The sequence below is a fragment of the Gandjariella thermophila genome (assembly GCF_005405885.1).
Taxonomy (GTDB): domain Bacteria; phylum Actinomycetota; class Actinomycetes; order Mycobacteriales; family Pseudonocardiaceae; genus Gandjariella; species Gandjariella thermophila.
On sequence record NZ_BJFL01000026.1, the window covers coordinates 1 to 25,953 of the forward strand.

The window sequence follows — 25,953 nt, forward strand, 5'->3', positions numbered from 1 at the left end:
ATCGCCAACTTTAAAACTTGGAGGATCATGCACACCGACTACCGGCGGCCCATCGAGACCTTCTCGGAAACCATCTCAGCGGTAATCGCCCTACACTTCTACGCAACCGCCTGAATAAGCCTCATCGTTTTCCTACCACAGAACACGACTTACAGGCGGGGCCGTTGCGTTACCAGTCTACTACAGGACTTGCTGCCGACCAGATCGAGGAGCTTGTTGCTCGCATTTGGCAGATCGCCTCCTGCAATAAAAAGCAAGTCTGGCCTCCGGTGGTGGGACTGTATCGCGCTGTCGTACTCACCTTGGTATACGTCCGGCAGAATCTGAACCAGGCGGCTGTGGGCGACCTGTTCGGAGTCAGCCAGTCGACCGTATCGAGAGTTTATCGATCCATACTTCCGCTGATCGGGCAGGCGTTGTGCCTGCACGTTCCGAACCTCGAAGAGGCGATCCGCGGCCGACTCGTCCTGGTCGACGGAACCGATGTGCCCACCGGCAACCGCGCAGGTCACGAGGAGAATTACTCTGGCAAGCGCCGCCGGGCCGGACTCAACATTCAGGTTGCCGCCGATACCAACGGAGGCCTGTTGGGAATATCGATACCCTTGCCTGGGGCAATGCATGACCGAAAATCGTTTACTGAGTGCGGCTGGGAAGATCTTCTGGCCGATGTCCCAGTCATCGCCGACCCTGCCTACCAGGGAACTCACGCAATCACGCCTCGCAAGAAACCCAAGGGTGGCGAGCTCTCTATCGGCGACAAGGCAAACAACAAGATGATCTCCTCACTGCGCTCTGCCGTCGAACGATGCATCGCCCATGTCAAGAACTGGAAGATACTTGCCACCGGCTTTCGAGGGCGCCTCGCCGAGCTTCCGAATGTCATCCGAATCGTCACCGCACTGGAGTTCTACCGACTTGGCTGGTAAGGGCTCTGAATAACGCTCTATCATAACCGAAGTTATCATTCTCGTTGTCACGGCGACACCATGCGAACAATGATAGCTGCAGTTATCATAATTGGAGCTATCATTCTTCGCAGGGCGGGCGCGGACAGCGCGGTCTGTCCGTGACGGCAGGGATCAGCTCGCTGCGGCGGCGGGTTGGGGTGTGGGTTCGCCGTCGCGGGAGCGGAGACGCTGGGAGATGACCGTGCTGATGCCGTCGCCGCGCATGCTGACGCCGTAGAGGGCGTCGGCGACCTCCATGGTCGGCTTCTGATGGGTGATGATGATCAGCTGGGAGGTGTCGCGCAGCTCCTCGAACAGGGTGATCAGCCGGCGCAGGTTGGTGTCGTCCAGCGCGGCCTCCACCTCGTCCAGCACGTAGAACGGCGAGGGGCGGGCGCGGAAGATGGCGACCAGCATGGCCACCGCGGTCAGCGACTTCTCCCCGCCGGAGAGCAGCGACAGCCGCTTCACCTTCTTGCCCGGCGGCCGGGCCTCCACGTCCACGCCAGTGGTGAGCAGGTCGTCCGGGTCGGTGAGCACCAGCCGGCCGGCGCCGCCGGGGAACAACCGCTCGAACACGATCTCGAACTCGCGGGCCACGTCCTGGTACGCGGTGGAGAACACCTCGAGGATCTTGTCGTCCACCTCCTTGACCACGGTGAGCAGGTCGCGGCGGGTCGCCTTGAGGTCCTCGAGCTGGGTGGACAGGAACTTGTAGCGCTCCTCCAGGGCTGCGAACTCCTCCAGCGCCAGCGGGTTGACCTTGCCGAGCTGGGCGAGATCCCGCTCGGCGCGCTTGGCCCTCCGCTCCTGGGTGGCCCGGTCGTAGGGCATCGGCTGCGGCTCGCTGACCTGCTCCCCGCGCTCCCGGGCCGCCTCGTACTCGGCCAGCTCCTGCGGGCTGGGCGGCACCGGCACGTCCGGGCCGTACTCGGCGAGCAGGTCCTCCAGGCCGATGCCGTAGTCCTCGACGATCTTGGTTTCCAGCTGCTCCAACCGCAGCCGCTGCTCGGCGCGCAGCACCTCGTCCCGGTGCACCGCGTCGGTCAGCTTCTCCAGCTCGGTGGACAGCTCGCGGACCCGGTTCCGCACGGTGGCGAGCGCGCTCTCCCGGGACTCCCGCTCGGCCTGGGCGCGGTCCCGGTCGGCCTGGGCGCGGCGCAGCGAGTCGGCGATCCGGTCCAGGGCATGCTCGCCGGCACGGACCACGGCATCGGCGACCGCGGCGCCCCGCTCCCGGGCGGCGCGGGCCCGGGCGGCGCGCTCCCTTGCCTCGCGCTCGGTGCGGGCGGCCCGGCGCAGCGAGTCGGCCCGACCGGAGAGCGACCGGTGCCGTTCCTCGGCGGTGCGCAGGGTGAGCCGCGCGTCCATCTCGGTCTGCCGGGCGGCGGCCAGCGCCTCGGCGGCCTCGTCCCGCTCCCGGCTGTCCGGCTCGTCCTCGATGGGCTGCTCCTCGGCGGCGGCCAGCCGTTCCTCCAGCGACTCGAGCTGGGCCAGCGCCTCGTCGCGGTTGCGCTCCATCTTGTCCCGCTGGGTGCGGACCCGCTCCACCTCGGCGGCGGCCGCGTTGGCGGCCTGGCGCAGCCGGGACAGCCGCTCGGTGGACCGGGCCCGGCGCACCTTGGCCTCGTTGAGCCGCTCGCGGATCTCGGCCACCCCGGCGCGGCGGTCCTGCTGCTCGGCGCGGGCGCCGTCCAGCGCGGCGGACGCCTGCTCCAGCCGGCGCTCGGCGGCGGCGAGCTGGTCCTGCGCCTCGTCCACGGCGGCCTGCACCTCGAGGACGCTCTGCGCGCGCTCCGACCCGCCGACCGCCCAGTCCCGGCCGAACACCTCGCCGGCCCTGGTCACCGCCCGGACCTCGGGGTGCGCGGCGACCAGCGACCGGGCCGCGGGCAGGTCGTCGACCAGCGCCACCCGGTCCAGCGCGCGTTCCACCGCCGGCCGCAGCGCGTCCGGGGCACGCACCAGGTCGACCACCCAGCGGGCGCCGCCCGGCAGCACCGGCCACCCACTTCTGTCCACTGTGGACGAAGATCCGCCGACCAGCACGCCGGCCCGGCCGGCGTCGTCGGTACGGAGCAGTTCCAGCGCGGCCACCGCGTCGTCGCCGCCGGCCACGGCGACCGCGTCGGCGATCGGGCCGAGCGCGGCGGCCAGTGCGGCCTCCGCACCGGGCTCGACGGTGAGCAGCGCGGCCACCGAGCCGAGCAGCCCGGGCAGCCGGGACCCGGCGGCGAGCAGCGCGCCGGCGCCATCCTTGCGGGCCAGGCCCATGGACAGCGCGTCCACCCTGGCCTTCCAGGAGGCGATCTCCTTCTCCGCGGTGCGCTCGGCCCGCACCAGCTCGTCCACCCGCGCCTTGGCGTGCTCGTTGGCCTCGACGGCGCGGCGCAGCCTCTCGTCCAGGTCGGCGTCGCCGGAGTCCTCGGTGTCCGTGGTGGCCTGCTGCTCGGCCAGTTCCTCGGCGGCCGTCTCGGCACGCTCGGTGGCCTCGGCCAGCGTGGTGGACAGCCGCTCGATCTCGTCCGCGGTGTCGTTCGCCTTGCCGCGCAGCGCCTCCACCTGGCTGGACAGCCGGGCCAGGCCCTCCCGGCGGTCGGCGATCGCGCGGACCGCGGCGCGGTGCGCCTTCTCCGCCTCGGCGACCCGCTCTTCCAGCTCGGCCCGCCGGGTCAGCGCGTCGGAGAGCGCGGCGCGGGCGGCCTCCACGCCGGCGGCCAGCTCGGCCTCCTGCGCGGCGGCGCGCTCGGCCTCCGCCTCCAGGTGCTCGGGGTCGCGGCCGCCGCGTGGCTCGTCGGTCTCCGTGGTCAGGTGCCGGTGCCGCTCGGCGGCCAGCCGGACGGTGCCGCGCAGCCGCTCCTGGAGCGCGGACAGCTTGTACCAGGTGTCCTGGGCGCGGGTGAGCCGGGGCGCGTCCGCGGCGAGCTGCTCCTCCAACTCGGTCTGCTGGGCCTGGGCGAGTTGCAGCGCGCTCTCCACCTCGGCCCGCCGGGCCCGTGCGGCGGCCTCGTCGGCCTCCTCCCTGGCCAGCTCGGCGCGCTGGGTGGCCAGGTCGTCGGCGTGCAGCCGGAGCCGCGCGTCGCGCAGGTCGGCCTGCACGGCCTGGGCGCGCCGGGCGATCTCGGCCTGCTTGCCCAGCGGCTTGAGCTGGCGGCGCAGCTCGGCGGTGAGGTCGGTGAGCCGGGTCAGGTTGGCCTGCATCGCGTCCAGCTTGCGCAGCGCCTTCTCCTTGCGCTTGCGGTGCTTGAGGACGCCGGCCGCCTCCTCGATGAACGCCCTGCGCTCCTCCGGCTTGGACTCCAGGATCGAGGCGAGCTGGCCCTGCCCGACGATGACGTGCATCTCCCGGCCGATGCCGGAGTCGGACAGCAGTTCCTGGATGTCCATCAGCCGGCAGCCGTTGCCGTTGATCTCGTACTCGTTGGCGCCCTCGCGGAACATCCGCCGGGTGATGGAGACCTCGGTGTAGTCGATGGGCAGGGCGCCGTCGGAGTTGTCGATGGTCAGCGTCACCTCGGCGCGGCCGAGCGGGGCGCGGCCCGACGTGCCGGCGAAGATGACGTCCTCCATCTTGCCGCCGCGCAGGCTCTTCACGCCCTGCTCGCCCATCACCCAGGCGAGCGCGTCAAGCACGTTGGACTTGCCCGAGCCGTTCGGCCCGACCACGCACGTGATCCCCGGTTCGAAGCGGAGCGTGGTGGCCGAGGCGAAGGACTTGAAGCCCTTCAGCGTCAGGCTCTTCAAGTGCACCGGCGTTGACCTCTCGACCTTCGGCTGCGGTAGGTATCCGGTCGAGAGTACCGGGGTCCCCGGTCCGATCCCGTGACGCGACCCGCGGCGGGTGTCGGGCGGCGCCGCATCAAAGCTGGTCAGCACGCGGAAGTGGGTGACGCCACGCGCGTGGCGTCACCCACCGAAGGCGACGTGACCTGCGTTGATGACGGTCAGTGAGGTTCCAGCCGGACGAGGACGTTGTTCGAACTGTTGACCACGTCCATGTACTGGATCCTGTCCATCTGCATCGAGGAGGCCGCCGGTACGGTCTCGCTGCCCGGGTAGTCGTTGCGCCACCAGGCGCTGGACTCGGTGGTGCCGTCCTTGCCATGCACCACGAGCTGGCAGCGCTGGTTGGCCGGCAGGTTGTCCATGTGCAGCTGGACCTCGGTGCCCCAGCGCTGCGCGGCGAGTTGGGCATTGGCCTTGACACCTGTGGCAGGGTCGGTGGCAGTCCAGGTCACCGCGGCGGCAGCCGGCTGGGTGGGTTTGTCGAGCAGCTTCTCGCCGAGCACACCACCGGCCGCGATGATGCCCGCGACGAGGACACCCACCGCGCCGAGTACGAAGCGCTGCCGGGTGCGTCTGCGCAACTTCTTGGCGAGCCGGCGGCTCCGCAGCTTTGGTGGCCCGCCGGTGTCGGGCCGGCCTGGTGGCCCGATGCTGCCGCCCTCCCGCGGTCCGGGCAGCGGCGGCGGCCCATCCGGTGGTGGCGACCACTGTGCCGGTGCTGGCGCCTGGTACCGCCGCGTCACCCCGACCTCGGCCTCCACGAGGTCCTCCTCGGTGAGATGGCTGAGCAGCCCGGGTATCGGCGCGAAGCGAACCAACTCGTCCCGGCAGGTCGGACACGCGCTCAGGTGCTGCTCCAGCTCGACGCGGTCGCCCGGGTCCAGCGCCCCGAGCACGTAGGCGCCGAGCGAGATGGTGTGCTGGCAGGTCACGGCTCGGTCACCCCCCGTTCCTCCAACGCCCCACGCAGCGCCCGCAACGCGTAGAACGATCTCGACTTGACGGTGCCCGGCGGGATGCCGAGCACCTTGGCCGCCTCGGACACGGTCCGCCGGCGGTAGAAGAGCTCGATGATCACCCGCTGGTGATCGGGACTGAGCGCCCGCATGGCATCTGCCACCTGCCACGTCTGCAGGACGTGGTCGAACTGATCCGCGGCCGGCGGCAGGTTCTGGTCCTCCATCGGTACCTCCGCCACCCGGGCACCTCGGCGACGGTATCCGGAGACGATCAAGTTTCTGGCAACTGTGTACAACCACGGGCCCGCCCGCTCGGGTACCAGTGACTCCGAGTTCTTCCAGGCCCGCAGTAACGTCTCCTGGACGATGTCCTCGGCGTACTGGTAGTCCCCACCGACCGAGCGCAGCACGTAACTCAGCAGCGGCCCGCGCCACCTGCCGTACAGCTGCCGTACCACGTCATCGCCCCGCTCGGGGGTGTTGTCCACGCCCCTGTACTACGCCACGCCTCGCCGCACCGGTTCAGCGACGCGCCACCCGGTTATACCCCGTTCCTAAAAACCTCCGTCCCGACCATCCGACCGACGACGAAGGGACGTCCGTACCGTAGCCCGTCCGGACGCACCCGTTGATTTATGAACGGCGTCACGGTACGCATCCGAACCAACCGGTTCCCATCGCCGGAGATTCCATGATCGTGTCAGCGCGGCGGCATCCCAGCGGCGGGGCGCGCCGGGCCCACCGGCCCCGCGGGCCCCGGCGGCGGATCGCCGTGCCGGCCGGCTCGGGCCGGATGACCTCGGCCGGGGCCCGCGGCGCGGCGGGTGCGACACGATCGCGGTCGCGCGCGTCAGCCGCGAAGGGAGGCCGCATGTTTCGACACACGCAGCGGGAACCCCGAACCCGAACGTTCCTCACATTTCTTCCTTCCGTGCTGGCCGCGGTGGCGGCAGTGGCGGCGGCGAGCGGGTGCGCGACCCACCAGCCGGCCGAGTCGGCGGCCACGGCAGCCGCGCCGACCACGGCACCCGCCGGCCGCGCCGTGGACCTCGCCCTCCGCGACGGGACGCTGGTCGACGCCCAGGGCCGCGCGCTCTACGTCAACGACCAGGAGCGGGGCGGGGTGCTGCGCTGCGTGGGTCCCTGCCTCGACACGTGGATCCCGGTGGCCGCGCCGCGGTCCGGGGCGCCGGCCGGGCCGGTGCCCGGTCTCGGCGTGCTGCACCGCTCGGACACCGGCCTGGACCAGCTCACCTACCTGCGCCAGCCGCTGTACGAGTTCCGCGACGGGGACGCACCCTCCGGCTTCGGCGGGAACGGGGTGCGCGACACCTTCCACGGCACCGAGCTGACCTGGACGGTGGTGCGGATCACCAGCCCGGGCAACCCCACCGCGAGCCTGGACCCGGTGCGCTGACCCGCCGGCATGCGCGGGATCAGCGTTCGAAGAACCCCGGGGGCGCGCCCTTCGGCTCGGACCACCGCTCGACCACCGAGTCCACCCGGCCGGGCGCCTGCGGGGAGCGCAGCGCGTCCAGCAGCCGCCGGCAGCCGTCCTCCGGCCCCTCGGCGACCACCTCGACCCGGCCGTCGGACAGGTTGCTCGCGCTGCCGCGGAGGCCCAGTTCCAGCGCCACGCTGCGGGTGAACCACCGGAACCCGACACCCTGCACCTGGCCGTGTACCCATGCGGTCATACGCACGTTCGCCGCTGCGGTAGCCACGCCAGACATGGTGCCGCAGCACGGAAGCGACCCGCACGGTGGCCCGCGAGCAGGGCGGACGACGAGTCCGCCACGGCCGCAAGACCCCTGGACGTGACCTCGTGGTGGTACGGTGCCGCGCCGTGAACGCTGCGCCCCGCGGTGGGTCCCGCTCGCGGCTTGCCACCTCCCCGCTGGTGTCGCTCGCCGCCTCCGGGCTGGCCGTGGCCACGGTGTTCGCCTCGGTCGCGGCCATCGCCGCCGGGCACCGCGCGGACCGCGCGACCCCGCCGGGGCAGACCGTGCCCGGCATCAACGTGATCTCCCCGCAGGAGGTCAGCGTGACGTCCACGGTGAACACCGGCACGTCCATCGCGCCGGAGTCGGCCACCCCGACCGAGACAACCACCGTCTCGGCGTCGACCTCCCGCGGCCGTGTCACGTCCAGCACCGAGACGCCGGACGGCACCGCCGCGACGACCGCACCGGTGGTCGTCACCGACCGGACCACCACGTCCAGCCCGTCGAGGACGATCCTTCCGCCGCCGCCCACCCCGACGACCACGCCCACCCCCACGACGACGAGCACCACCCCCACGCCGTCCGGGGCGAGCGGTCAGGCCTCGAAGCGGTAGCCCATCCCCGCCTCGGTGAGCAGGTGGCGCGGGCGGGCCGGTTCCGGCTCCAGCTTGCGACGCAGCTGCGCCAGGTACACCCGCAGGTAGTGGGTCTCCGTCGCGTAGGCCGGCCCCCACACCTCCTGCAGCAACTGCTTCTGGCTGACCAGCCGGCCACGGTTGCGGACCAGCACCTCCAGCACGCCCCACTCGGTGGGGGTGAGGTGCACCTCGGCGCCGTCCCGGTGCACCCGCTTGGCGGCCAGATCCACGGTGAACGCTCCGGCGTCCACCACCGCCTCACCGGCGTCCTGCGGCTGGGCGGCGCGGCGGACCGCGGCGCGCAGCCTGGCCAGCAGCTCGTCCATGCCGAACGGCTTCGTGACGTAGTCGTCCGCGCCCGCGTCCAGCGCCTGCACCTTGTCCGAGGAGTCGGTGCGCGCGGAGAGCACCAGGATCGGCACCGTGGTCCAGCCGCGCAGGCCGGCGATCACTTCGGTGCCGTCCAGGTCGGGCAGCCCGAGGTCGAGCACGACGACGTCCGGCTTGCCCTCGGCGGCCACCTTGAGCGCCGCGGTCCCGTCGTAGGCGGTGAGCACCTGGTAGCCGCGCGCGGCGAGGTTGATCCGCAGTGCCCGGACGATCTGCGGCTCGTCGTCCACCACGAGCACCCTGGTCATACCGCACCCTCCGCGACCTGCACGGACGCCTGGTCGGCCGGCAGGGACACCACGACGGTGAGCCCGCCGCCCGGGGTGTCCTCGGCGCGGATGGTGCCACCCATCGCCTCGGTGAAGCCCTTGGCCACGGACAACCCCAGGCCGATGCCGCCCGCCGCGTCCCGGTCGCCGAGCCGCTGGAACGGCGTGAACACCGACTCGGACGCGCCCTTCGGCAGGCCCGGGCCGTGGTCCACCACGCGCAGTTCGACGGTGCCGCCGTACTCGCTGGCCCGCACCGCCACCGCGGGCTCACCGAGCGGCTCCGGCAGCCCCTTCCTGGGCACCGGGCGACCGTGCCGCAGCGCGTTGTCCACCAGGTTGGCCACCACACGTTCCAGCAGCCCGGCGTCGGCGAGCACCGGTGGGAGGCGCTCATCCACGTCCACCGCGACGGTGCGGCCGCCGTCCACCCCGGCCAGTGCCCTGGCCACCACCTCGTCGTAGCCGACCGGGCGAAGCCGCGGCGCGACCGCGCCGGTGGCCAGCCGGGAGGAGTCGAGCAGGTTGTCCACCAGGCCGGCCAGCCGGTCGGTGGACTCCTCGACGGTGGCCAGCAGTTCCCCGGTGTCCGCGTCGGACAGCCGCAGCTCGGGGTCGCGCAGGCTGCCGATCGCCGCCTTGATGGAGGTGAGCGGCGTGCGCAGGTCGTGGCCCACCGCCGAGAGCAGCGCGGTGCGCAGTTCGGTGGTCTCCGCGCGCCGCTGCGCCTCCGCCGCCCGCACGGCCATCCGCTGCTGGCGCAGCGCGAGCAGCGCCTGGCCGGCGGCGGCCTCCAGCACCCGCCGGTCGGCCGCGGGCAGCGCCCGGCCGCGCAGCGCCAGGTGCACCTCCGGGGTGACCGGCACGTCCACGTCCGCCTCGTCCGGCTCGTCGCACGGTTCCGGGCCGACGCAGGCCACCCGCTGCCACGTGCCCTCGTGTTTCTCCAGCAGCGCGACGGAGGTGAGCCCGAAGTTCTCCCGCACCTTCTCCAGCAGCCGGGCCAGCGGCTCCGGGTGGGTGAGCACGGTGCGCGCGTACGAGGCGAGCAGCGCGGCCTCGGTGCCGGCCCGGGCGGCCTGCTCGGCCCGCCGGGAGGCCCGGTCCACCACCAGCGACACCAGCACCGCCACGATCACCATCACCACCAGGGCGATCACGTTCTGCGGCTCGTAGATCGTGACGCTGTAGAAGGGCTGGGTGAAGAAGACGTCCAGCAGCACGGCCGCGACCGCCGCGGCGAGCAACGCCGGCCCGAGCCCGCCGACGAGCGCCACCACCACCGTGGCGAGCACGAACGCGACCGCGTCGGTGGCCTGGGAGACGTGGCCGCGGAGCACCGTGCCCAGCCCGGTGACCACGACCGGTAGCACCGGGGCGAGCGTCCAGCCGGCGAGCTTGCGGCTGCGCGGCAGCACGCCGCGCGCCCACTTCAGGCCACGCCGCCGGGCCGCCTCCTCGTGGGTGACCATGTGCACGTCGATCGGGCCGGACGCCTGCACCGTGGTGGCGCCGATGCCCTCCTCGAACAGCCGGGCCAGCCGGGACCGGCGGGAGGTGCCGAGCACGAGTTGGGTGGCGTTGACGCCGCGGGCGAAGTCCAGCAGCGCGGTGGGCACGTCGTCGCCGACCACGGTGTGGAAGGTGGCGCCCACGTCCTCGGCCAGCCGGCGGAACCGGCCCAGCGCGTGAGGCGGGATCCCGGACAGCCCGTCGCCGCGCAGCACGTGCACGACGAGCAGCTCGCCGCCGGCCTTGGTGGCGATCCGCCGAGCCCTGCGGATCAGCGTCTCGCTCTCCGGGCCGCCGGTGATCGCTACGACCACCCGTTCCCGGGTCTCCCAGGTGTCGGTGATCTCGTGCTCGGCGCGGTACCGCTGCAGCGCCACGTCCACCTGGTCGGCCACCCACAGCAGGGCCAGCTCGCGGAGCGCGGTGAGGTTGCCGGTGCGGAAGTAGTTGCCCAGCGCGGCGTCGATCTTGTGCGCGGCGTAGACGTTGCCGTGCGCCAGCCGGCGGCGCAGCGCCTCCGGGGTGATGTCGACCAGTTCGAGCTGCTCGGCGCGGCGAACCCACTCGTCCGGCACGGTCTCCCGCTGGGTGATCCCGGTGATCCGCTCCACGACGTCGTTGAGGCTTTCCAGGTGCTGGATGTTCACCGTGGACAGCACGTCGATGCCGGCGTCCAGCAGTTCGTCGATGTCCTGCCAGCGCTTGGTGTTGCGGGAGCCGGGCACGTTGGTATGCGCCAGCTCGTCCACCAGGGCCACCTCGGGCCGGCGGGCCAGCACCGCGTCCACGTCCATCTCGGTGAACTCGGTGCCCCGGTGGGTGAGCCGCTGCCGCGGCACCATCTCCAGGCCGTCGAGCAGTTGCGCGGTCTTGGCGCGGCCATGGGTCTCCACGAACCCGACCACCACGTCGGTGCCCCGCTCGGCACGCCGGTGCGCCTCGCCGAGCATGGCGTAGGTCTTGCCCACGCCGGGTGCGGCGCCCAGGTAGATGCGCAGCTCACCACGTCGTCGCCTGGTACCCGGTTGCACGTTGTCAGTCTGCGCCTCGTCCGCCTCGGCCACAGCTCTCACCCCGCTGGTCACCGGTGGGCACGGACCCGCCGCACCCACCGGGAGTAGTCAGTGCTGGACTGCCTGGCGCACGGCCAGGTTGAGGTCGAGCACGTTCACCGCCGGCTCGCCGAGCACGCCCAGCACCCGGCCGCGCACATGCCCGTCGACGATCTGGCGCACCACCTGCTCGGGCAGCCCGTTCACCCGGGCCACCCGCGCCACCTGGAGGTCGGCGTAGGCCGGGCTGATGTCCGGGTCGACCCCGGAGGCGGACGCGGTCACCGCGTCCACCGGCACCGCCGCCTCGGGCACGCCCTCCCGGTCGGCGATCGCCGCCCTGCGCTTTCGCACCAGATCGACCAGCTTGGCGTTGTCCGCGGCGAGGTTGGACCCGCCCGAGGTGGACGGGTCACCGGGCCCGAGCGGGTCGTTGGCCGACGCCGAGGGTCGGGTGTGGAACCACGGGTCGTGCGCCGGGTCCGCCGCGGTGAGGTCCACGCCGATCAGCGCGGAGCCCACCGGCCGCCCGCCGGCCCGCACGACCGAGCCCTCGGCCTTGCCGACCAGGCCGGGTGCCCGGCTGACACCCCACACCGCCAGCGGGTAGAGCACGCCGGTGACCACGGTCAGCACCAGCAGCAGCCGCAGGCCGGCGCCGGTCTGCCGGACAAGAGACGAGAACCAACGCACCAGAATCACCCGATTCCCGGCAGCAGACGGACCACCAGATCGACCAGCCAGATGCCCACGAAGGGCACGATGATCCCGCCCACGCCGTAGATCAGCAGGTTGCGCCGCAGCAACGCCGTGGCCGTGGTCGGCCGGTAGCGCACGCCACGCAGCGCGAGCGGGATGAGCGCCACGATGATCAGCGCGTTGAAGATCACCGCGGACAGGATCGCGGACTGCGGGCTGTGCAGCCGCATGATGTTCAACTTGCCCAGCTGCGGGTAGATGGCCACGAACATCGCCGGTAGGATCGCGAAGTACTTCGCCAGGTCGTTGGCGATGGAGAAGGTGGTCAGCGCACCGCGGGTGATCAGCAACTGCTTGCCGATCTCCACGATCTCGATCAGCTTGGTCGGGTCCGAGTCGAGATCGACCATGTTGCCGGCCTCCTTGGCCGCCATGGTCCCGGTGTTCATCGCCACGCCGACGTCGGCCTGGGCCAGCGCCGGCGCGTCGTTGGTGCCGTCACCGGTCATCGCGACCAGCTTGCCGCCCTCCTGCTCCCTGCGGATCAGGGCCATCTTGTCCTCGGGCCTGGCCTCGGCGAGGAAGTCGTCCACGCCGGCCTCCTCCGCGATGGCCTTCGCGGTGAGCGGGTTGTCGCCGGTGATCATGACGGTTTTGATGCCCATCGCGCGCAGCTCCGCGAACCGCTGCCGCATGCCCTTCTTGACCACGTCCGACAGCCGGATCACCCCGCGCACCACGGCGGCGCCGTTGGTCGACTCGGCCACCACCAGCGGGGTGCCGCCCTGCTGGCTGATCTCGTCGACGATCCGGTGCACCTCCTCCGGCACCGATCCGCCGTGCTCGGCCACCCACGTACGGACCGCGCTGGCCGCACCCTTGCGCACCCGCCGGCCGTTGAGGTCGGCGCCGCTCATCCGGGTCTGCGCGGTGAACGGGACGAACTCCGCGGACCGCTCGCCCGCCTGCGGTTCGCCGGGCAGCCCGTGCTCGCGGGCGCACAACGCGACGATGCTGCGCCCCTCCGGGGTGCCGTCGGCCAGGCTGGACAGCCGGGCGGCGCCGGCCAGATCGTCCAGTGTGGACGATCCGACCGGGATCAGCTCGGTGGCCTGCCGGTTGCCGTAGGTGATGGTGCCGGTCTTGTCCAGCAGCAGGGTGTCCACGTCTCCGGCGGCCTCCACCGCCCGCCCGGACATGGCGAGCACGTTGCGCTGCACCAACCGGTCCATGCCGGCGATGCCGATGGCGGACAGCAGCGCGCCGATCGTGGTCGGGATCAGGCACACCAGCAGCGCGGTCAGCACGATCACCGACTGCTGCGCGCCCGAGTAGCCGGCCATCGGCTGCAGCGCCACCACCGCGAGCAGGAAGATGATGGTCAGCACCGCCAGCAGGATGGTCAGCGCGATCTCGTTCGGCGTCTTCTGCCGCGCCGCGCCCTCCACCAGCGCGATCATCCGGTCCACGAAGGACTCACCGGGCCTGGTGGAGATCCGCACCACGATCCGGTCGGACAGCACCGTGGTGCCCCCGGTAACCGCGGACCGGTCACCGCCGGACTCCCGGATCACCGGGGCGGACTCGCCGGTGATCGCCGACTCGTCCACGGTGGCGATGCCGTCGATGACCTCCCCGTCACCGGGAATCACCTCGCCGGCCTCCACCACCACGGTGTCGCCGACCCGTAGCTCGGTGCCGGGCACCCGTTCCTCGGTCCCGTCCTCGCGCAACCGGCGGGCGACGGTCTCCTTCTTGGTGCGCCGCAGGGTTTCCGCCTGCGCCTTGCCGCGGCCCTCGGCGACCGCCTCGGCCAGGTTGGCGAACACCACGGTGAACCACAGCCAGGCCGCCACCCCGACGGTGAAAGCGCCCGGCTGGCCGATGGCGAACACCGTCACCAGCACCGAGCCCACCCACACCACGAACATGACGGGGTTCTTCAACTGGTGGCGGGGGTTGAGCTTGCGCAACGCGTCCGGCAGCGAGACCAGCAACTGCCGCGGGTTGAACACCCCGGCCGACACCCGGCCGACGTTCCGCAGGTGCCGCTCGCGCGCCTCGTCGATCGTCCGCTGTGGACGGTCGTGGTCGTGCAGGGTGGTCGTCATGCTGTCTTCTCCGCGAGTCCGCGCGCCGATACCGGAACCGTCATGCCAATGCCTCCGCGATGGGGCCGAGCGCCAGCGCCGGGACGAAGGTCAGCGCGGCGACCAGCAGGGCGGCGCCGGTGAGCATCGTGGCGAACAGCGGGCCGGTGGTGGGCAGCGTGCCGGCCGTCTCCGGCACCTTCCGCTGCGCGGCCAGCGAGCCGGCGAGCGCCAGCGTGGCCAGGATCGGCACGAACCGCCCGAAGACCATCGCGATGCCCAGGGTGGACTGGTAGAAGTCGTTGGTCACGGTCAGCCCGGCGAACGCGCTGCCGTTGTTGTTGGCCGTCGAGGTGTAGGCGTAGAGCACCTCGGACAGCCCGTGCGCACCGGAGTTGGTCAGCGAGCTACCGGTCACCGCGGGCAGCGCCAGCGCCAGCCCGGTGCCGACCAGCACCAGCAGCGGCATGGCCAGGATGGAGATCGACGCGAAGGTGACCTCCCGCCGGCCCAGCTTCTTGCCCAGGTACTCCGGCGTGCGGCCGACCATCAGCCCGGCCAGGAACACCGCGATGATCGCCAGCACCAGGATGCCGTAGACGCCGGTGCCCACCCCGCCCGGCGAGATCTCCCCGAGCAGCATGTGGAACAGCGGCCCGGCCCCGCCCAGCCCGCTGTAGCTGTCGTGCATCGAGTTCACCGCGCCGGTGGACGTGCCCGTGGTGCTGGTGGCGAACAGCGTCGAGGACGGGATACCGAAGCGCGTCTCCTTGCCCTCCATCGCCGCGCCGGCCAGCCGCGCGGCCGGGCCGTTCGGGTGCGCCTCCGCCCACCACGTCACGGTCAGGATGCCGGTCCAGAACACCGCCATCACACCCAGCAGCACGTGACCCTGGCGCGGGTTGCCGACCATCACCCCGACGGTCCGGGTCAGGCTGACCGGGATCACCAGCAGCAGGAAGATCTCGACCAGGTTCGACCACGCGTTGGGGTTCTCGAACGGGTGCGCCGAGTTGGCGTTGAAGATGCCGCCGCCGTTGGTGCCGAGTTCCTTGATGGCCTCCTCGCTCGCCGAGGGCGCGAGCGCGATGGTGTGCTGCGCGCCGTCCAGCCCGGTCACCGACACCCCGGAGCGCAGGCTCATCGCCGCGCCCAGGCCGACCAGCACGATGGCGAAGGCGAACGAGATCGGCAGCAGGATCCGTACCGTCGCCCGGGTGAGGTCCACCCAGACATTGCCCAACCGGTCGGTGCGGAACCGCACGAAACCGCGGATCACCGCGACCGCGACCGCCATGCCCATCGCCGCGGAGACGAAGTTCTGCACGGTCAGCCCGGCCATCGCCACGGTGTCTCCCATGACCTGCTCGGGCACGTAGGACTGCCAGTTGGTGTTGGTGGTGAAGCTGACCGCGGTGTTGAACGCCATCCCCGGCGGGATGGAGCGGCCGAAGTTCAGCGGCAGCAGCGGCTGGAACCGCTGGATCAGGTACAGCAGCAGCGCGGAGACGAAACCGAAGCCCAGCACGCCCGCGGCGTAGGTGGGCCAGCGCTGCTCCGAGTCCGGGTTCACCCGTACCAGCCGGTAGATCGCCTGCTCCACCCGCCAGTGCTTCTCGGTGGTGAACACGTGCGCCAGGTAGCCGCCGAACGGCCGGTACACCACGGCCAGGGCCACCACGAGGAGGCCGACCTGCGCCAGGCCGGCCACGATGTCCGTCATGACTGGCGCCTCCGCTGCAACGAACACGTCGGCGCGCATCAGAACTTCTCCGGTCGGATCAGCGCGTAGCACAGGTAGATGATCAGCAGCAACGCGAGCACGCCCCCCACGGCGTTCGCGACAGCCCCGGAACCGCTCACAGCCGCTCCAGTCCGCGCAGCGTCAACGCGAGCAGCAGGAACATTCCGATCAGGAGCGCCACGTACAGCACGTCGGCCATGTGTGCGCCGCCTCCTCTTCCGGTACAGGATCGGCCGCCCCGGCGACGGCCGTCGCGGTCCCAGCGTGCGTACCCGCACCCGGCGCGCGGTACCGCGCTGACACGTCCTTAACGGCGGCACACGGCGCCGCTTACGGGACTCTGATACGCCGAGTGACCTGCCACACCACCAGATCAGGACCGGGGGCGGGCGACGTGATTCCGGAACGCCGCGCCGACCGCCGTGGCGACGAGCGCGACGACCACGAGGAGCGCCGCGGCCTGCGCTGAGTACTCGGTCAGCACGAGATGCCCGGCGCGGCCGAGAACGAACCCGTCGTACAGCGCCCAGCACGCGGCTCCGGTCGCCACGGCGCCCGCCGTGGTGGTCACCGCCGACGCGCATGCCACGGTCGCCGCCAACGCGACCAGCGCCGCCGCGGGCACGTGGGTCGCGCCCGCCGCGACCGCGACCATGGTGGTCACGCTGCCCGCGGCGAAGCCCAGCGGGAAGCCGAACCCCACCTCGAGCCGTGGCCAGGACACCGCGGTGCGCATCACCCGTCCAGTGCACCGCCCGGGGCGCTCCGCCGGGCCGGTACTGCCGCCGTCTTGACGGGCGACGGCCGCATCTTGACGCCGCGTTGACGCCGCCTACCGGACGCGCGGTTGAGCCGCACGCCCCCTGACTTCGGCCGGCGTCGCGCCGACCGAGGAACGTGACAAACGACACGTTCGCCGATCCGGTCGGTCCGACCAGCGGCGACACAGCGCGTCGCGAACCGATCACTCGATGACCACTGGCGGTGGCATGCACGCAGATAGTTTCATAGCCGAAGAAAGTTGTTACCGTGGCGCAATAGCGGCGAAATGACGACGGGGAGGACCAACGTGTGTGGCATCGCCGGCTGGGTCTCGTTCGACCGTGACCTGGCCACCGAGCGGGCAACGGTCGACGCGATGACCGAGACGATGGCGTGCCGGGGACCGGACGCCCGGGGGACCTGGATTGACGGGCCCGCCGCGCTCGGCCACCGCCGGCTCGCGGTGATCGACATCGAGGGTGGCGCCCAGCCGATGAGCGTGGACACCCCGGACGGCGCGGTGGCCATGACCTACAGCGGCGAGGCGTACAACTACGCCGAACTGAAGGAGGAGCTGCGGCGGCGTGGCCACCGGTTCCGCACCGAGAGCGACACCGAGGTCGTGCTCCACGGCTACCTGGAGTGGGGCGAGGCCGTGGTCGACCGGCTCAACGGCATGTACGCCTTCGCCATCTGGGACTCCCGGACCCGCAGGCTGGTCATGGTCCGCGACCGGATGGGCATCAAGCCGTTCTACTTCTACCGCACCCCGGACGGGGTCCTCTTCGGCTCCGAACCCAAGGCGATCCTGGCCAATCCGCTGGCCAAGCGGGTGGTGGACGCGGACGGCCTGCGCGAGCTGATGAGCTTCAGCAAGACGCCGGGACACGCGATCTGGTCCGGCATGCGCGAGGTGGTGCCCGGCACCCTGGTCGTGGTGGACGCGGACGGGCTCCGCGAGCGAACCTACTGGAAGCTTTCGACCCGGGAGCACACCGACGACCAGGACACCACCGTCGGCCGGGTACGCGAGCTGCTGGACGACATCGTGCGCCGGCAACTCGTCGCCGACGTGCCGCGCTGCGTGCTGCTCTCCGGCGGCCTGGACTCCAGCGCCATCACCGCGCTGTCCGCGCGGCAACTGGCCGCGCACGACGAGAAGGTGCGCAGCTTCGCGGTCGACTTCGTCGGCCAGGCGGAGAACTTCAAGCCGGACGACCTGCGGGCCACCCCGGACACGCCGTACGTGCACGACGTGGCGCAGCACGTCGCCTCGCAGCACCGGGACATCGTGCTGGACCACCACACGCTCGCCGATCCGGAGGTGCGCCGCGCCGTGATCCGCGCACGGGACATCCCCGCCGGCCTCGGTGACCTGGACGCCTCGCTGTACCTGCTGTTCAAGGCGATCCGCGAGCACTCGACGGTGGCACTGTCCGGCGAGTCCGCCGACGAGGTGTTCGGCGGCTACGCGTGGTTCCACGACCCGGCGATCCAGCGGGCCGACACGTTCCCGTGGCTGGCGCACCGGATGATGGCCGAATCCAACCGGATGCGGCTGCTGGAACCGGGCCTGGAAAGCCGGCTCGACATGTTCGGCTACATCCAGGACCGGTACCGCGAGGCGGTCGCCGAGGTGGAACCGCTGCCCGGGGCGGACGAGCACGAGCAACGCATGCGGGTCATCAGCTACCTGCACCTCACCCGGTTCGTCCGGGTGCTGCTGGACCGCAAGGACCGGATGAGCATGGCCGTCGGCCTGGAGGTCCGGGTGCCGTTCTGCGACCACCGCCTAGTCGAGTACGTCTACAACACCCCGTGGTCACTGAAGACCTTCGACGGCCGAGAGAAGAGCCTGCTCCGGCACGCCACCCAGGACGTGCTGCCGCGGTCGGTGGTGCAGCGGGTGAAGAGCCCGTACCCGTCCACTCAGGACCCGCACTACGCGGGCGCGTTGCAGCAGCTCGGCAAGGAGTTGCTGGCCGAGCCGAGCCACCCGATCTTCCAGCTGGTGAACCGGTCCTGGCTGGACGAGACGCTGCAGCTCGACCCGGCCGCGATGCCGGCCATCGTGCGGAACGGCCTGGACCGGGTGCTGGACATCGCGACTTGGTTCGACCTTTACTCTCCACAGGTCAGGCTGTGAGCGTTGTTCAGAGCCGGTCCAGCGACCACGGGCCGCCCGGCCCGTGCGAGCGGCCGGTGTGGTGACGGTGCGTGTGGACCGCCCGAACGCGCTGAACGACGTGAACTTCTGAACAGGGCACGGTGCTGACCGGCCGGCGGTCGGTGACGTGGGCGGAGGCGAACATGGCTGGCGATGCGGGTGACCAGGAGGCGTTCCAGTTCGTGCTGGCGCTGCACCGCCTGCTCCGCACGCTCCGCCGCGAGGCCCCGGCCGCCGGCCTGTCGCCGACCCAGGTGATCGTGCTGGCGCAGCTGGTCACCACCGGCCCGCTACGCCTCGGCGAGCTGGCCGCCCAGGTGCCGTGCTCGCAACCCACCGCGACCACCGTGGTGCGCGGGCTGGAGGCGGCCGGGCTGGTGCGCCGCGAACCCGACCCCGCCGACCGCAGGGCGATCCGGGTGATGGCCACCGAGGAGGGCAAGGAGCAGATGGTCTCCATGGCCTACGGGCAGGCCGAGACCCTGGCCAAGCGGATGGCGCTGCTGGAGCCGCGGGAACGGGAGCTGCTGGCCGCCGTCCAGCCGGTGCTGCTCCGCCTCGCCGCCCCGGACGACTGCGGATGACCGGTCCCGCCCGTCTCGCGTTCAGCGGGCTGAACGGGAATTCGTGGGTACCCCTGACTCGCCGTTCAGCGGGCTGAACGGCGAGTCAGGGGTGCCTCGGAGCGCCGTTCAGCCCGCTGAATGCGGGAGCGGAGGCGCGGCGGGGGCTGGCAGCGGGGGCAGAAGAAAGATGAGCGGTTCATGAATGGCTCGCGACGCACCGCGGTACCGCAGCGCGGGCAGGGCCGGCCCGCCTGCCCGTACACGGCGAGCGAGCGGTCGAAGTACCCGGACTGGCCGTTGACGTTGACGTAGAGCGCGTCGAACGAGGTGCCGCCCGCGGCGAGCGCCTCGCGCATCACCTCGGCGGTGGCCGCGAGCAGGGCGGACGCCTGCGACCGGGTCAGCCGGTCGGTGGGCCGCCGGCCGTGCAGCTCGACCCGCCACAGCGCCTCGTCCGCGTAGATGTTGCCGATCCCGGAGACCAGCGACTGGTCCAGCAGCGCGCGCTTCACCTCGCTGTGCCGCCGGCGCAGCGCCGCGATCACCGGGTCCGGGTCGAAGGCCGGGTCGAGCGGGTCGCGGGCGATGTGCGCCACCGGCAGCGGCAGCCGGGTGCCAGCCACCTCGACCAGCTCGGCCATGGCCACCCCGCCGAACGTGCGCTGGTCCACGAACCGCAGCTCGGGGCCGCCGTCGGTGAACGGGATACGCACCCGCAGATGCTTCTCGTCGGGCGCACCGGGCCGCTGCACCAGCATCTGCCCGCTCATTCCGAGGTGGACCACCAGCGCCTCGCCGTCGCCGGTGGTGCCGGCGTACTCGCCGGACGTCTGCGGCCCGGAGGAGTCCAGCTCCAGCCACAGGTACTTGCCCCGCCGCCGGGCGGCGACCAGCGTGCGGCCGGCCAGCCGGGCGGCCAGGTCGGCCGGGCCGGGCAGGTGCCGGCGCACCGAGCGCGGATGCAGCACCTCGACGGCGCCGATGGTGCGGCCGGCGACATGCGCCTGCAGGCCACGGCGGACGACTTCCACCTCGGGTAGCTCGGGCACTGTGCCTCATTCAGAAGTACACGTCGTTCAGCGAGCCCGTCGCCACACCGGCCGCTCACACGGGCCTGGCGGCCCGTAATCGCTGGGCCGGTGCTGAACGACGCTCACGGTGCGTCCAGCTCCAGATCCGGCCCGGCTCAGGCGTCCGGCTCGGCCGGGTCAGCCCCGGCCGCCGCGTCCGAGGTGCCGTCGGTGCCGGCCGTGCCCGCCTGGGCGGTGTTGCCGTTCTCCAGCAGCCCGTACTGCTCGGACAGCTGCAGCCAGGCGGACTCGGCGGCCTTCTGCTCGGCCTCCTTCTTCGTCCGCCCAACGCCGACCCCGTAGTCGTTGCCGGCGACCACCACGGTCGCGGTGAACTCCTTACGGTGGTCGGGACCCTCCTCCTCGACGCGGTACTCGGGCACGCCCAGCCCGGTCGCCGCGGTGAGCTCCTGCAGGCTGGTCTTCCAGTCCAGTCCCGCGCCGCGCAGCGGCGCCTCGGCCAGCAGCGGGTCGAACAGCCGGTGCACCAGCTTCCGCGCGGTGTCGATGCCGTGCCGCAGGTACACGGCGCCGATCACCGCCTCCAGGCCGTCGGCCAGGATGCTTGCCTTGTCCCGGCCCCCGGTCAGCTCCTCGCCCCGGCCGAGCAACAGGTGGGGGCCGAGGCCGCCGTCACCCAGGCCCCGCGCCACGCCGGCCAGCGCGTGCTGGTTCACCACGCTGGCGCGCAGCTTGGCGAGCTGCCCCTCGGGCAGGTCCGGATGGGTCCGGTAGAGGTGCTCGGTGACCACCAGGCCGAGCACCGCGTCCCCGAGGAACTCCAGCCGCTCGTTCGGCGGCAGGCCGCCGTTCTCGTACGCGTAGGAGCGGTGTGTCAGCGCAAGCGTCAACAGCTCGTCGTCGAGTTCGACGCCGAGCCCCTCGATGAGCGGGGTGCGGTCGGCAGCTTGGCCCCGCGACGCCCTGCCCCCCACTGCGCGTGGCTACCTTCGCGAGGAGGTCACGCCGGCGCGACGACCTGACGGCCGTCGTACTGACCGCAGGACGGGCAAGCCACATGCTGCGGCTTCGGCTGGCGGCAGGCCCGGTTCGAGCAGGGCACCAGGTGGGGCGCCGTGGTCTTCCACTGGGCCCGACGCGAGCGCGTGTTGGAGCGCGACATCTTCCGCTTCGGGACGGCCACGTCTACTTCTCCTCCTCGGTCCCACCGAACCGCTCCCTCAACGCGGCCCAGCGAGGATCAATCTTGTCATGTCCGTGATCCGGATCGAGATCCGCCCACCGTCGGCCACAGTCCGGGCACAGCCCGGGGCAGTCCTCCGAACACAGCGGCACCGGCGTCAACGCCAGCACGATCGCATCCCGGACCACCGGCTCAAGGTCGATCCGGTCGTCCACGATCCGGCTGACCTCGTCCTCGTCCGTGGTGGCCGAGGTGGCGGTGTCCGGATACGCGAACAGCTCCGTCAGCTCCACCTCGACCGTGCCGGACAGCGGGTCCAGGCACCGCGAGCATTCCCCGACCGTCGGGGCGGTCACGGTACCGGAGACCAGCACGCCCTCCACCACGGCCTCCAGCAGGAGGCCCAGCTCCACCCGCGCGTCCGAGGGCACCTCGATCACCTCCGGCACCCCCAGCGGGGATCCCGCCGGCACGGACCGGTGGTAGCTCCGGCTGGAACCGGGACGCCGGCCGAGATCCCTGGTGTCGATCACCCAGGGCCCGGCGGGGGCGTGGTCGGCTGCGCTTCTGGAGGCGGTGCGGTGCTCAGACATGTGCTCGGTATCGCTCGACGGGGGACGGCAGTACGTCCAGCCCACCCAGGGTACGGGACATACCGCCCCGGCAGGAAATCGGACGGCCGAGCCGGGACCGTGACCCGTTTCACGCCTGGTAGTCGAAGGGCGCGGCGATCGCCCCGGCCGGACGACCCCCGCCGCGGAGCCGGGTCCGGCCCTTGCCCACGGTACGCAGCGTGTGCGAGAGCAGGTCCTCGAACTCGGCCAGCTTGCCGTCCACGTAGGCGTCGCACTCCTCGCGCAGCCGGTCCGCCTCGGCCTGGGCCTCGTCGATGATCCGCGCGGACTCGCTGCGCGCGGCCTTCGCCACCTCGGTCTGGGTGACCAGCCTGGCCTGCTCGGCGCGGCCCTCCTCCACCGACCGCTCGTAGGCGGCCCGGCCGGCCTCGAGCATCCGCTCCGCCTCGGCGTGCGCCCGGCCGACCAGATCCTCGTACTCCTCGCGGCCGGCGGCCACGGCCCGCTCCGCCTCGGCGCGCGCGTCGGCCACGATCCGCTCCGCCCTGGCCCGTGCCTCCTGCAGCACCCGCTCGGCCTCCGAGCGGGCCTTGCTGACGCCCTGCTCCGCCTCGTGCTCGGCCTTGCCGATCAGCTCGTCCCGCTGGTCCAGCACGTCCTGCGCGTCGTCCAGCTCGCCGGGAATGGCGTCGCGGATCTCGTCCAGGAGTTCCAGCACGTCGCCCCGGGGCACGACACACCCCGAGGTCATCGGCACGCCCCGCGCCTCCTCGACGATCGTGACGAGTTCGTCGAGGGCCTCGAACACCCGGTACACGGCACACTCCTCGTCGCGACACCACCCGTCGCTTCAGTCTGCCCTGATCCGTCCCGCCAGCCGCGGAGGCGGGCGGGGCGTGTCCAGCCCGTTCGGTCCGGGCACGCCCCGGCCGTCGGCCGCGGCTCACGCGTTGATGTCCACCACGACGAAGCTGGCGTAGTGGTCGCCGGTGTAGAAGTACTCGCCACCGTCGCCGGTGACGATGCGGCGGGCGCCGCGGTCGGGGCTGCCCGGCGTCTTCACCGTGTACTCGTGGTAGTAGCCGCTCGGGCAGCTTGGCAGGATGCCCTCGCGGTTGCTGAACACCGTGCCGTCCTGCGGATACGGGTACGGGCCGCCCCGCCGGATGAGCCGCACCGTGTCGGTGGCCTCGGGCGGCAGGCTGGACAGCGGGACCACGTGGAAGCTGGAGGTGTCGCCGCAGGACGCCTGGGCGGCCGCCGCGGGTGTCGCCGAGGCGGGTAAGGCGGCGCCGGCCGTGGCCGATGGTGCGGCTGTGGCGGCGCTCACCGCGCCCACCGTGCCGAGCACGGCGAGCGCCAGGGCGAGCAGGATTCGGATGGCGCGTGAAGTGACCTTGGTCATGCCCTCGGACGGTAACGCGGCACGGCGATCACCAGGAAACGTTCACATTAACCAGACGTGGCAGGTGACAAACTAACCGCGTGTCGCCGACCGATCCGGTGAGCCCGGGGCCTCCGGTGACCATTCGCCGGGCCCGGCGTGAGGACATCCCGGCGATCGTCGCGCTGCTGGCCGCCGACCCGCTGGGCGCCGAGCGGGAGAAACCCGGTGACCCGGCCTACCCGGCGGCGTTCGCGGAACTGGAGAAGGACCCGAACCAGATCCTGGTGGTCGCCGAGCGGGCCGGCGAGGTGGTCGGCACGCTGCAGTTCACCGTGATCCCCGGACTCTCCCGGCGGGGGCTGCGGCGGGCCCAGCTGGAGGCCGTGCGGGTCCGTGACGACGTGCGCGGCAACGGCGTCGGCGCGGAACTGCTGCGCTGGGCGATCGCCGAGGCGCGGCGGCGCGGCTGCGGGCTGGTGCAGCTCACCACCGACGTCACCCGCACCGACGCGCATCGCTTCTACCGCCGGTTCGGCTTTCAGCCCAGCCACATCGGCATGAAGCTGGCGCTGGAGCCCTAGGAGTCTCCGCCGTGCGTGCGTCAAGCCGCGGCACGCAGCCAACGTGACCACGGCGCACGCCGTGGCCACCACCGCGCGCGAACTCGCGGAAGGGAAGACTCAGGAGCGCTCGGCCAGGCGTTGCATCAGCCGCTTCTCCACCGACGGCGGCACCAGGCGGGAGACGTCGCCGCCGTAGGTGGCTACCTCCTTGACCAGCGAGCTGGCCAGGAAGCTGTACTGCGGGTTGGTCGACATGAACAGCGTCTCCACCCCGGAGAGCTGCTGGTTCATCTGCGCCATCTGCAGCTCGTAGTCGAAGTCGCTGACCGCGCGCAGCCCCTTGACGATCACGCCGATGTCGTTGGCCCGGCAGTAGTCGACGAGCAGGCCGTGCCAGGAGTCGATGCGCACGTTCGGCCACGGCACGGTGACCTCGCGCAGCATCTCCATGCGCTCCTCAACGGTGAACAGGCTGCTCTTGTTCTTGTTGATGAGCACGGCGACGACAATCTCGTCGAAGAGCTTGGCCGCTCTGCTGACGATATCCAGGTGGCCGTTGGTAACCGGATCGTAGGAGCCGGGGTAGACGGCGCGCCTCATGCCGCGGACGTTAGCACCCGAATACCGCAGGTCGTGCCGCCCGTGGCGGGCATCACGCGCCGGACAGATCACCCCGTTGTCCGGATGGCGTCACCTTCCTGGGCGGCCCAGTACACCACCGAGTCCCCGTACCGGCGGCTGCGCCGCACCGCGAAGCCCTCCGGCCACCGCGGTTCCGCGCTGCGCGCCGCCCGCTCCACCACGACCAGCGAACCGGGCGCGGTCCAGCCGTTCGCCGGCAGTTCCGCCAGCACGCCGGCCAGCGCGTCCTCGGCCAGCGCGTACGGCGGGTCGGCGAGCACGATGTCGTACGGGGCGTCGGCGGGCGCGGCCAGCACCGCCGCCGCGGTGCCGTGCCGGACCTCCACCCCGGGCAGGCCCAGGGACCGGGCGTTGCGGCGCAGCACCTCGGCCGCCCGCCGGTCGGACTCGACGAACAGCGCGTGCGCCGCGCCCCGGGAGAGCGCCTCCAGGCCGAGCGCGCCGGAGCCGGCGAACAGGTCCAGCACCCGAGTGCCGGACAGCCCCACGGTCGCGTCCAGCGCGCTGAACAGCGCCTCGCGTACCCGCTCCGAGGTCGGGCGGGTGCCGCGCGGCGGCACCACCAGCCGGCGCCCGCCGGCCGTTCCGGCCACGATCCGTGTCACGCCACCATCCTCGCGCACGACCACCCCGGCAACGCGCACCGACCGTACCGGCCGCCCCGATGGGTGTCCCCTGCCGATCTGGTCTGTCCCGGTCAGCGCTCCGGGGTGGCCAGGATCTTGAACAGCATGGTGTCCACGTTGGTCAGGGTCTGCACGTCGACGCTGCCGGTGCGGGTGACCAGCGCGGCCTTCTCCACCGGGCCGATCAGCCCGGCCAGCACCCACCGGCCGGCGCCGATGGCCACGCCGAAGCCGTGGTCGCCAACCCCGTTGACCACGGGCACGCCGAGCACCGTGGGCTCGCTGGCGATCTCGTTGTAGACGGTGGAACTGACCACGAGGAAGTCGACCGGGGCGGCCGGATAGGCGCGCCACACCTCGCCGCGGCGGGGAACGATCACTCGGGCTGGCCCTGCCCACCGGCGAGCAGACCGGTGAGCAGGCGGTGGCGTCGCCGGGCGAGCCGGCTGGCCAGCCGGGCCACCGGCGGGTTGGCGGCCACCCAGGCGTCGTGGGCGGCGCAGCGCCGCCGCATGTCCTCGGCGTCCAGCACGCCTTCCACCCAGCGGTCCACGCTCTGCTGGTCGGCCTCGGCGTAGCGGCGCACCGCCTCGTAGGCCTCGTCGGAGAGCCGAAGCGTGATCGTCCGCGCCATGGTC

General features: G+C 71.9%; 27 protein-coding genes. 6 read left to right on the forward strand and 21 right to left on the reverse strand.

Annotation, left to right across the window (positions count from 1 at the left end; all coding sequences use genetic code 11):
* Positions 1–164: 164 nt before the first annotated feature.
* Positions 165–929, forward strand: a complete 765-nt coding sequence (locus tag FFT21_RS20640; RefSeq protein ID WP_137815571.1) for a transposase family protein — start codon at positions 165–167, stop codon at positions 927–929.
* A 153-nt stretch (positions 930–1,082) separates the two neighbouring features.
* Here FFT21_RS20640 and smc read toward each other — a convergent pair whose 3' ends face one another.
* The 3 genes from smc to FFT21_RS20655 all read right to left on the reverse strand — a co-directional run bounded on the left by smc (position 1,083) and on the right by FFT21_RS20655 (position 6,183).
* Positions 1,083–4,700, reverse strand: a complete 3,618-nt coding sequence (gene smc / locus FFT21_RS20645) for a chromosome segregation protein SMC (protein ID WP_137815572.1) — start codon at positions 4,698–4,700, stop codon at positions 1,083–1,085.
* 194 nt (positions 4,701–4,894) lie between these two features.
* The gene (locus FFT21_RS20650) at positions 4,895–5,668 is read right to left on the reverse strand and encodes an anti-sigma factor family protein (protein ID WP_192909660.1); all 774 of its coding nucleotides are present in this window, start codon (positions 5,666–5,668) and stop codon (positions 4,895–4,897) included.
* Positions 5,665–6,183 carry a sigma-70 family RNA polymerase sigma factor gene (locus FFT21_RS20655; RefSeq protein ID WP_137815574.1) on the reverse strand — a complete coding sequence of 173 codons (519 nt, stop codon included), beginning with the start codon at positions 6,181–6,183 and terminating at the stop codon, positions 5,665–5,667. The genes FFT21_RS20650 and FFT21_RS20655 overlap by 4 nt, the downstream gene beginning before the upstream one ends.
* A gap of 455 nt (positions 6,184–6,638) precedes the next feature.
* On the opposite strand from FFT21_RS20655, the gene FFT21_RS20660 reads away from it, so the two are divergent.
* Positions 6,639–7,112: a COG4315 family predicted lipoprotein gene (locus tag FFT21_RS20660; RefSeq protein ID WP_137815575.1), complete on the forward strand. Its 474-nt coding sequence runs from the start codon at positions 6,639–6,641 to the stop codon at positions 7,110–7,112.
* 19 nt (positions 7,113–7,131) lie between these two features.
* Here the strand turns inward: FFT21_RS20660 and FFT21_RS20665 are convergent, their stop codons facing one another.
* Positions 7,132–7,428, reverse strand: coding sequence for an acylphosphatase (locus tag FFT21_RS20665; protein WP_137815576.1), 297 nt, complete (start codon positions 7,426–7,428; stop codon positions 7,132–7,134).
* Positions 7,429–7,541: 113 nt separating this feature from the next.
* Here FFT21_RS20665 and FFT21_RS20670 point away from each other — a divergent pair, with 113 nt between their 5' ends.
* Positions 7,542–8,033, forward strand: a complete 492-nt coding sequence (locus FFT21_RS20670; protein WP_137815577.1) for a hypothetical protein — start codon at positions 7,542–7,544, stop codon at positions 8,031–8,033.
* Here the strand turns inward: FFT21_RS20670 and FFT21_RS20675 are convergent.
* From FFT21_RS20675 to FFT21_RS20705, 7 genes are all read right to left on the reverse strand, one after another.
* A complete protein-coding gene (locus tag FFT21_RS20675) occupies positions 8,015–8,695 on the reverse strand; it encodes a response regulator (RefSeq protein WP_137815578.1) in 681 nt (226 codons plus the stop codon). The genes FFT21_RS20670 and FFT21_RS20675 overlap by 19 nt on opposite strands.
* Positions 8,692–11,292 (reverse strand): DUF4118 domain-containing protein, encoded by a 2,601-nt coding sequence (locus tag FFT21_RS20680; RefSeq protein WP_225978600.1) that lies wholly within the window; start codon positions 11,290–11,292, stop codon positions 8,692–8,694. Before FFT21_RS20680 ends, FFT21_RS20675 begins: the two co-directional genes overlap by 4 nt.
* A gap of 57 nt (positions 11,293–11,349) precedes the next feature.
* Positions 11,350–11,973 (reverse strand): K(+)-transporting ATPase subunit C, encoded by a 624-nt coding sequence (gene kdpC / locus FFT21_RS20685; RefSeq protein WP_137815580.1) that lies wholly within the window; start codon positions 11,971–11,973, stop codon positions 11,350–11,352.
* Positions 11,974–11,978: 5 nt separating this feature from the next.
* Complete coding sequence (gene kdpB, locus FFT21_RS20690) at positions 11,979–14,090, reverse strand: potassium-transporting ATPase subunit KdpB (RefSeq protein WP_137815581.1); 2,112 nt, start codon at positions 14,088–14,090, stop codon at positions 11,979–11,981.
* Between the two features lie 40 nt (positions 14,091–14,130).
* Positions 14,131–15,792 (reverse strand): potassium-transporting ATPase subunit KdpA, encoded by a 1,662-nt coding sequence (gene kdpA / locus FFT21_RS20695; protein WP_137815582.1) that lies wholly within the window; start codon positions 15,790–15,792, stop codon positions 14,131–14,133.
* Between the two features lie 38 nt (positions 15,793–15,830).
* Positions 15,831–15,932 (reverse strand): K(+)-transporting ATPase subunit F, encoded by a 102-nt coding sequence (gene kdpF, locus FFT21_RS20700; RefSeq protein ID WP_137815583.1) that lies wholly within the window; start codon positions 15,930–15,932, stop codon positions 15,831–15,833.
* A 254-nt stretch (positions 15,933–16,186) separates the two neighbouring features.
* Entirely contained in the window at positions 16,187–16,552 is a 366-nt protein-coding gene (locus FFT21_RS20705) for a hypothetical protein (RefSeq protein WP_137815584.1), read from the reverse strand.
* Between the two features lie 330 nt (positions 16,553–16,882).
* Between FFT21_RS20705 and asnB the strand changes: the two genes are divergently transcribed.
* The gene (asnB, locus tag FFT21_RS20710; RefSeq protein WP_137815585.1) at positions 16,883–18,721 is read left to right on the forward strand and encodes an asparagine synthase (glutamine-hydrolyzing); all 1,839 of its coding nucleotides are present in this window, start codon (positions 16,883–16,885) and stop codon (positions 18,719–18,721) included.
* Positions 18,722–18,885: 164 nt separating this feature from the next.
* A complete protein-coding gene (locus FFT21_RS20715; RefSeq protein WP_137815586.1) occupies positions 18,886–19,326 on the forward strand; it encodes a MarR family winged helix-turn-helix transcriptional regulator in 441 nt (146 codons plus the stop codon).
* Positions 19,327–19,391: 65 nt separating this feature from the next.
* Here FFT21_RS20715 and mutM read toward each other — a convergent pair whose 3' ends face one another.
* The 6 genes from mutM to FFT21_RS20745 all read right to left on the reverse strand — a co-directional run bounded on the left by mutM (position 19,392) and on the right by FFT21_RS20745 (position 23,502).
* Positions 19,392–20,357 (reverse strand): bifunctional DNA-formamidopyrimidine glycosylase/DNA-(apurinic or apyrimidinic site) lyase, encoded by a 966-nt coding sequence (gene mutM, locus FFT21_RS20720; protein WP_137815587.1) that lies wholly within the window; start codon positions 20,355–20,357, stop codon positions 19,392–19,394.
* A gap of 137 nt (positions 20,358–20,494) precedes the next feature.
* Entirely contained in the window at positions 20,495–21,313 is an 819-nt protein-coding gene (gene rnc / locus FFT21_RS20725) for a ribonuclease III (RefSeq protein ID WP_137815588.1), read from the reverse strand.
* A 26-nt stretch (positions 21,314–21,339) separates the two neighbouring features.
* Positions 21,340–21,522, reverse strand: coding sequence for a 50S ribosomal protein L32 (rpmF, locus tag FFT21_RS20730; RefSeq protein ID WP_137815589.1), 183 nt, complete (start codon positions 21,520–21,522; stop codon positions 21,340–21,342).
* A gap of 2 nt (positions 21,523–21,524) precedes the next feature.
* On the reverse strand, positions 21,525–22,115 hold the full coding sequence (locus FFT21_RS20735) for a YceD family protein (RefSeq protein ID WP_137815590.1): 591 nt from the start codon (positions 22,113–22,115) through the stop codon (positions 21,525–21,527).
* Positions 22,116–22,224: 109 nt separating this feature from the next.
* Positions 22,225–22,914, reverse strand: a complete 690-nt coding sequence (locus FFT21_RS20740; protein WP_137815591.1) for a DivIVA domain-containing protein — start codon at positions 22,912–22,914, stop codon at positions 22,225–22,227.
* A gap of 126 nt (positions 22,915–23,040) precedes the next feature.
* Positions 23,041–23,502 (reverse strand): guanyl-specific ribonuclease, encoded by a 462-nt coding sequence (locus FFT21_RS20745; protein WP_137815592.1) that lies wholly within the window; start codon positions 23,500–23,502, stop codon positions 23,041–23,043.
* A gap of 80 nt (positions 23,503–23,582) precedes the next feature.
* Here FFT21_RS20745 and FFT21_RS20750 point away from each other — a divergent pair, with 80 nt between their 5' ends.
* Positions 23,583–24,065: a GNAT family N-acetyltransferase gene (locus tag FFT21_RS20750; RefSeq protein ID WP_371856845.1), complete on the forward strand. Its 483-nt coding sequence runs from the start codon at positions 23,583–23,585 to the stop codon at positions 24,063–24,065.
* Positions 24,066–24,164: 99 nt separating this feature from the next.
* Here the strand turns inward: FFT21_RS20750 and coaD are convergent, their stop codons facing one another.
* From coaD to FFT21_RS20770, 4 genes are all read right to left on the reverse strand, one after another.
* On the reverse strand, positions 24,165–24,647 hold the full coding sequence (gene coaD / locus FFT21_RS20755) for a pantetheine-phosphate adenylyltransferase (protein ID WP_137815593.1): 483 nt from the start codon (positions 24,645–24,647) through the stop codon (positions 24,165–24,167).
* 68 nt (positions 24,648–24,715) lie between these two features.
* A complete protein-coding gene (gene rsmD, locus FFT21_RS20760; protein ID WP_137815594.1) occupies positions 24,716–25,294 on the reverse strand; it encodes a 16S rRNA (guanine(966)-N(2))-methyltransferase RsmD in 579 nt (192 codons plus the stop codon).
* A gap of 92 nt (positions 25,295–25,386) precedes the next feature.
* Complete coding sequence (locus FFT21_RS20765; RefSeq protein WP_192909661.1) at positions 25,387–25,695, reverse strand: MazF family transcriptional regulator; 309 nt, start codon at positions 25,693–25,695, stop codon at positions 25,387–25,389.
* Positions 25,692–25,949, reverse strand: a complete 258-nt coding sequence (locus FFT21_RS20770) for a YlcI/YnfO family protein (protein ID WP_137815595.1) — start codon at positions 25,947–25,949, stop codon at positions 25,692–25,694. The genes FFT21_RS20765 and FFT21_RS20770 overlap by 4 nt, the downstream gene beginning before the upstream one ends.
* Between the last annotated feature and the right edge of the window lie 4 nt (positions 25,950–25,953).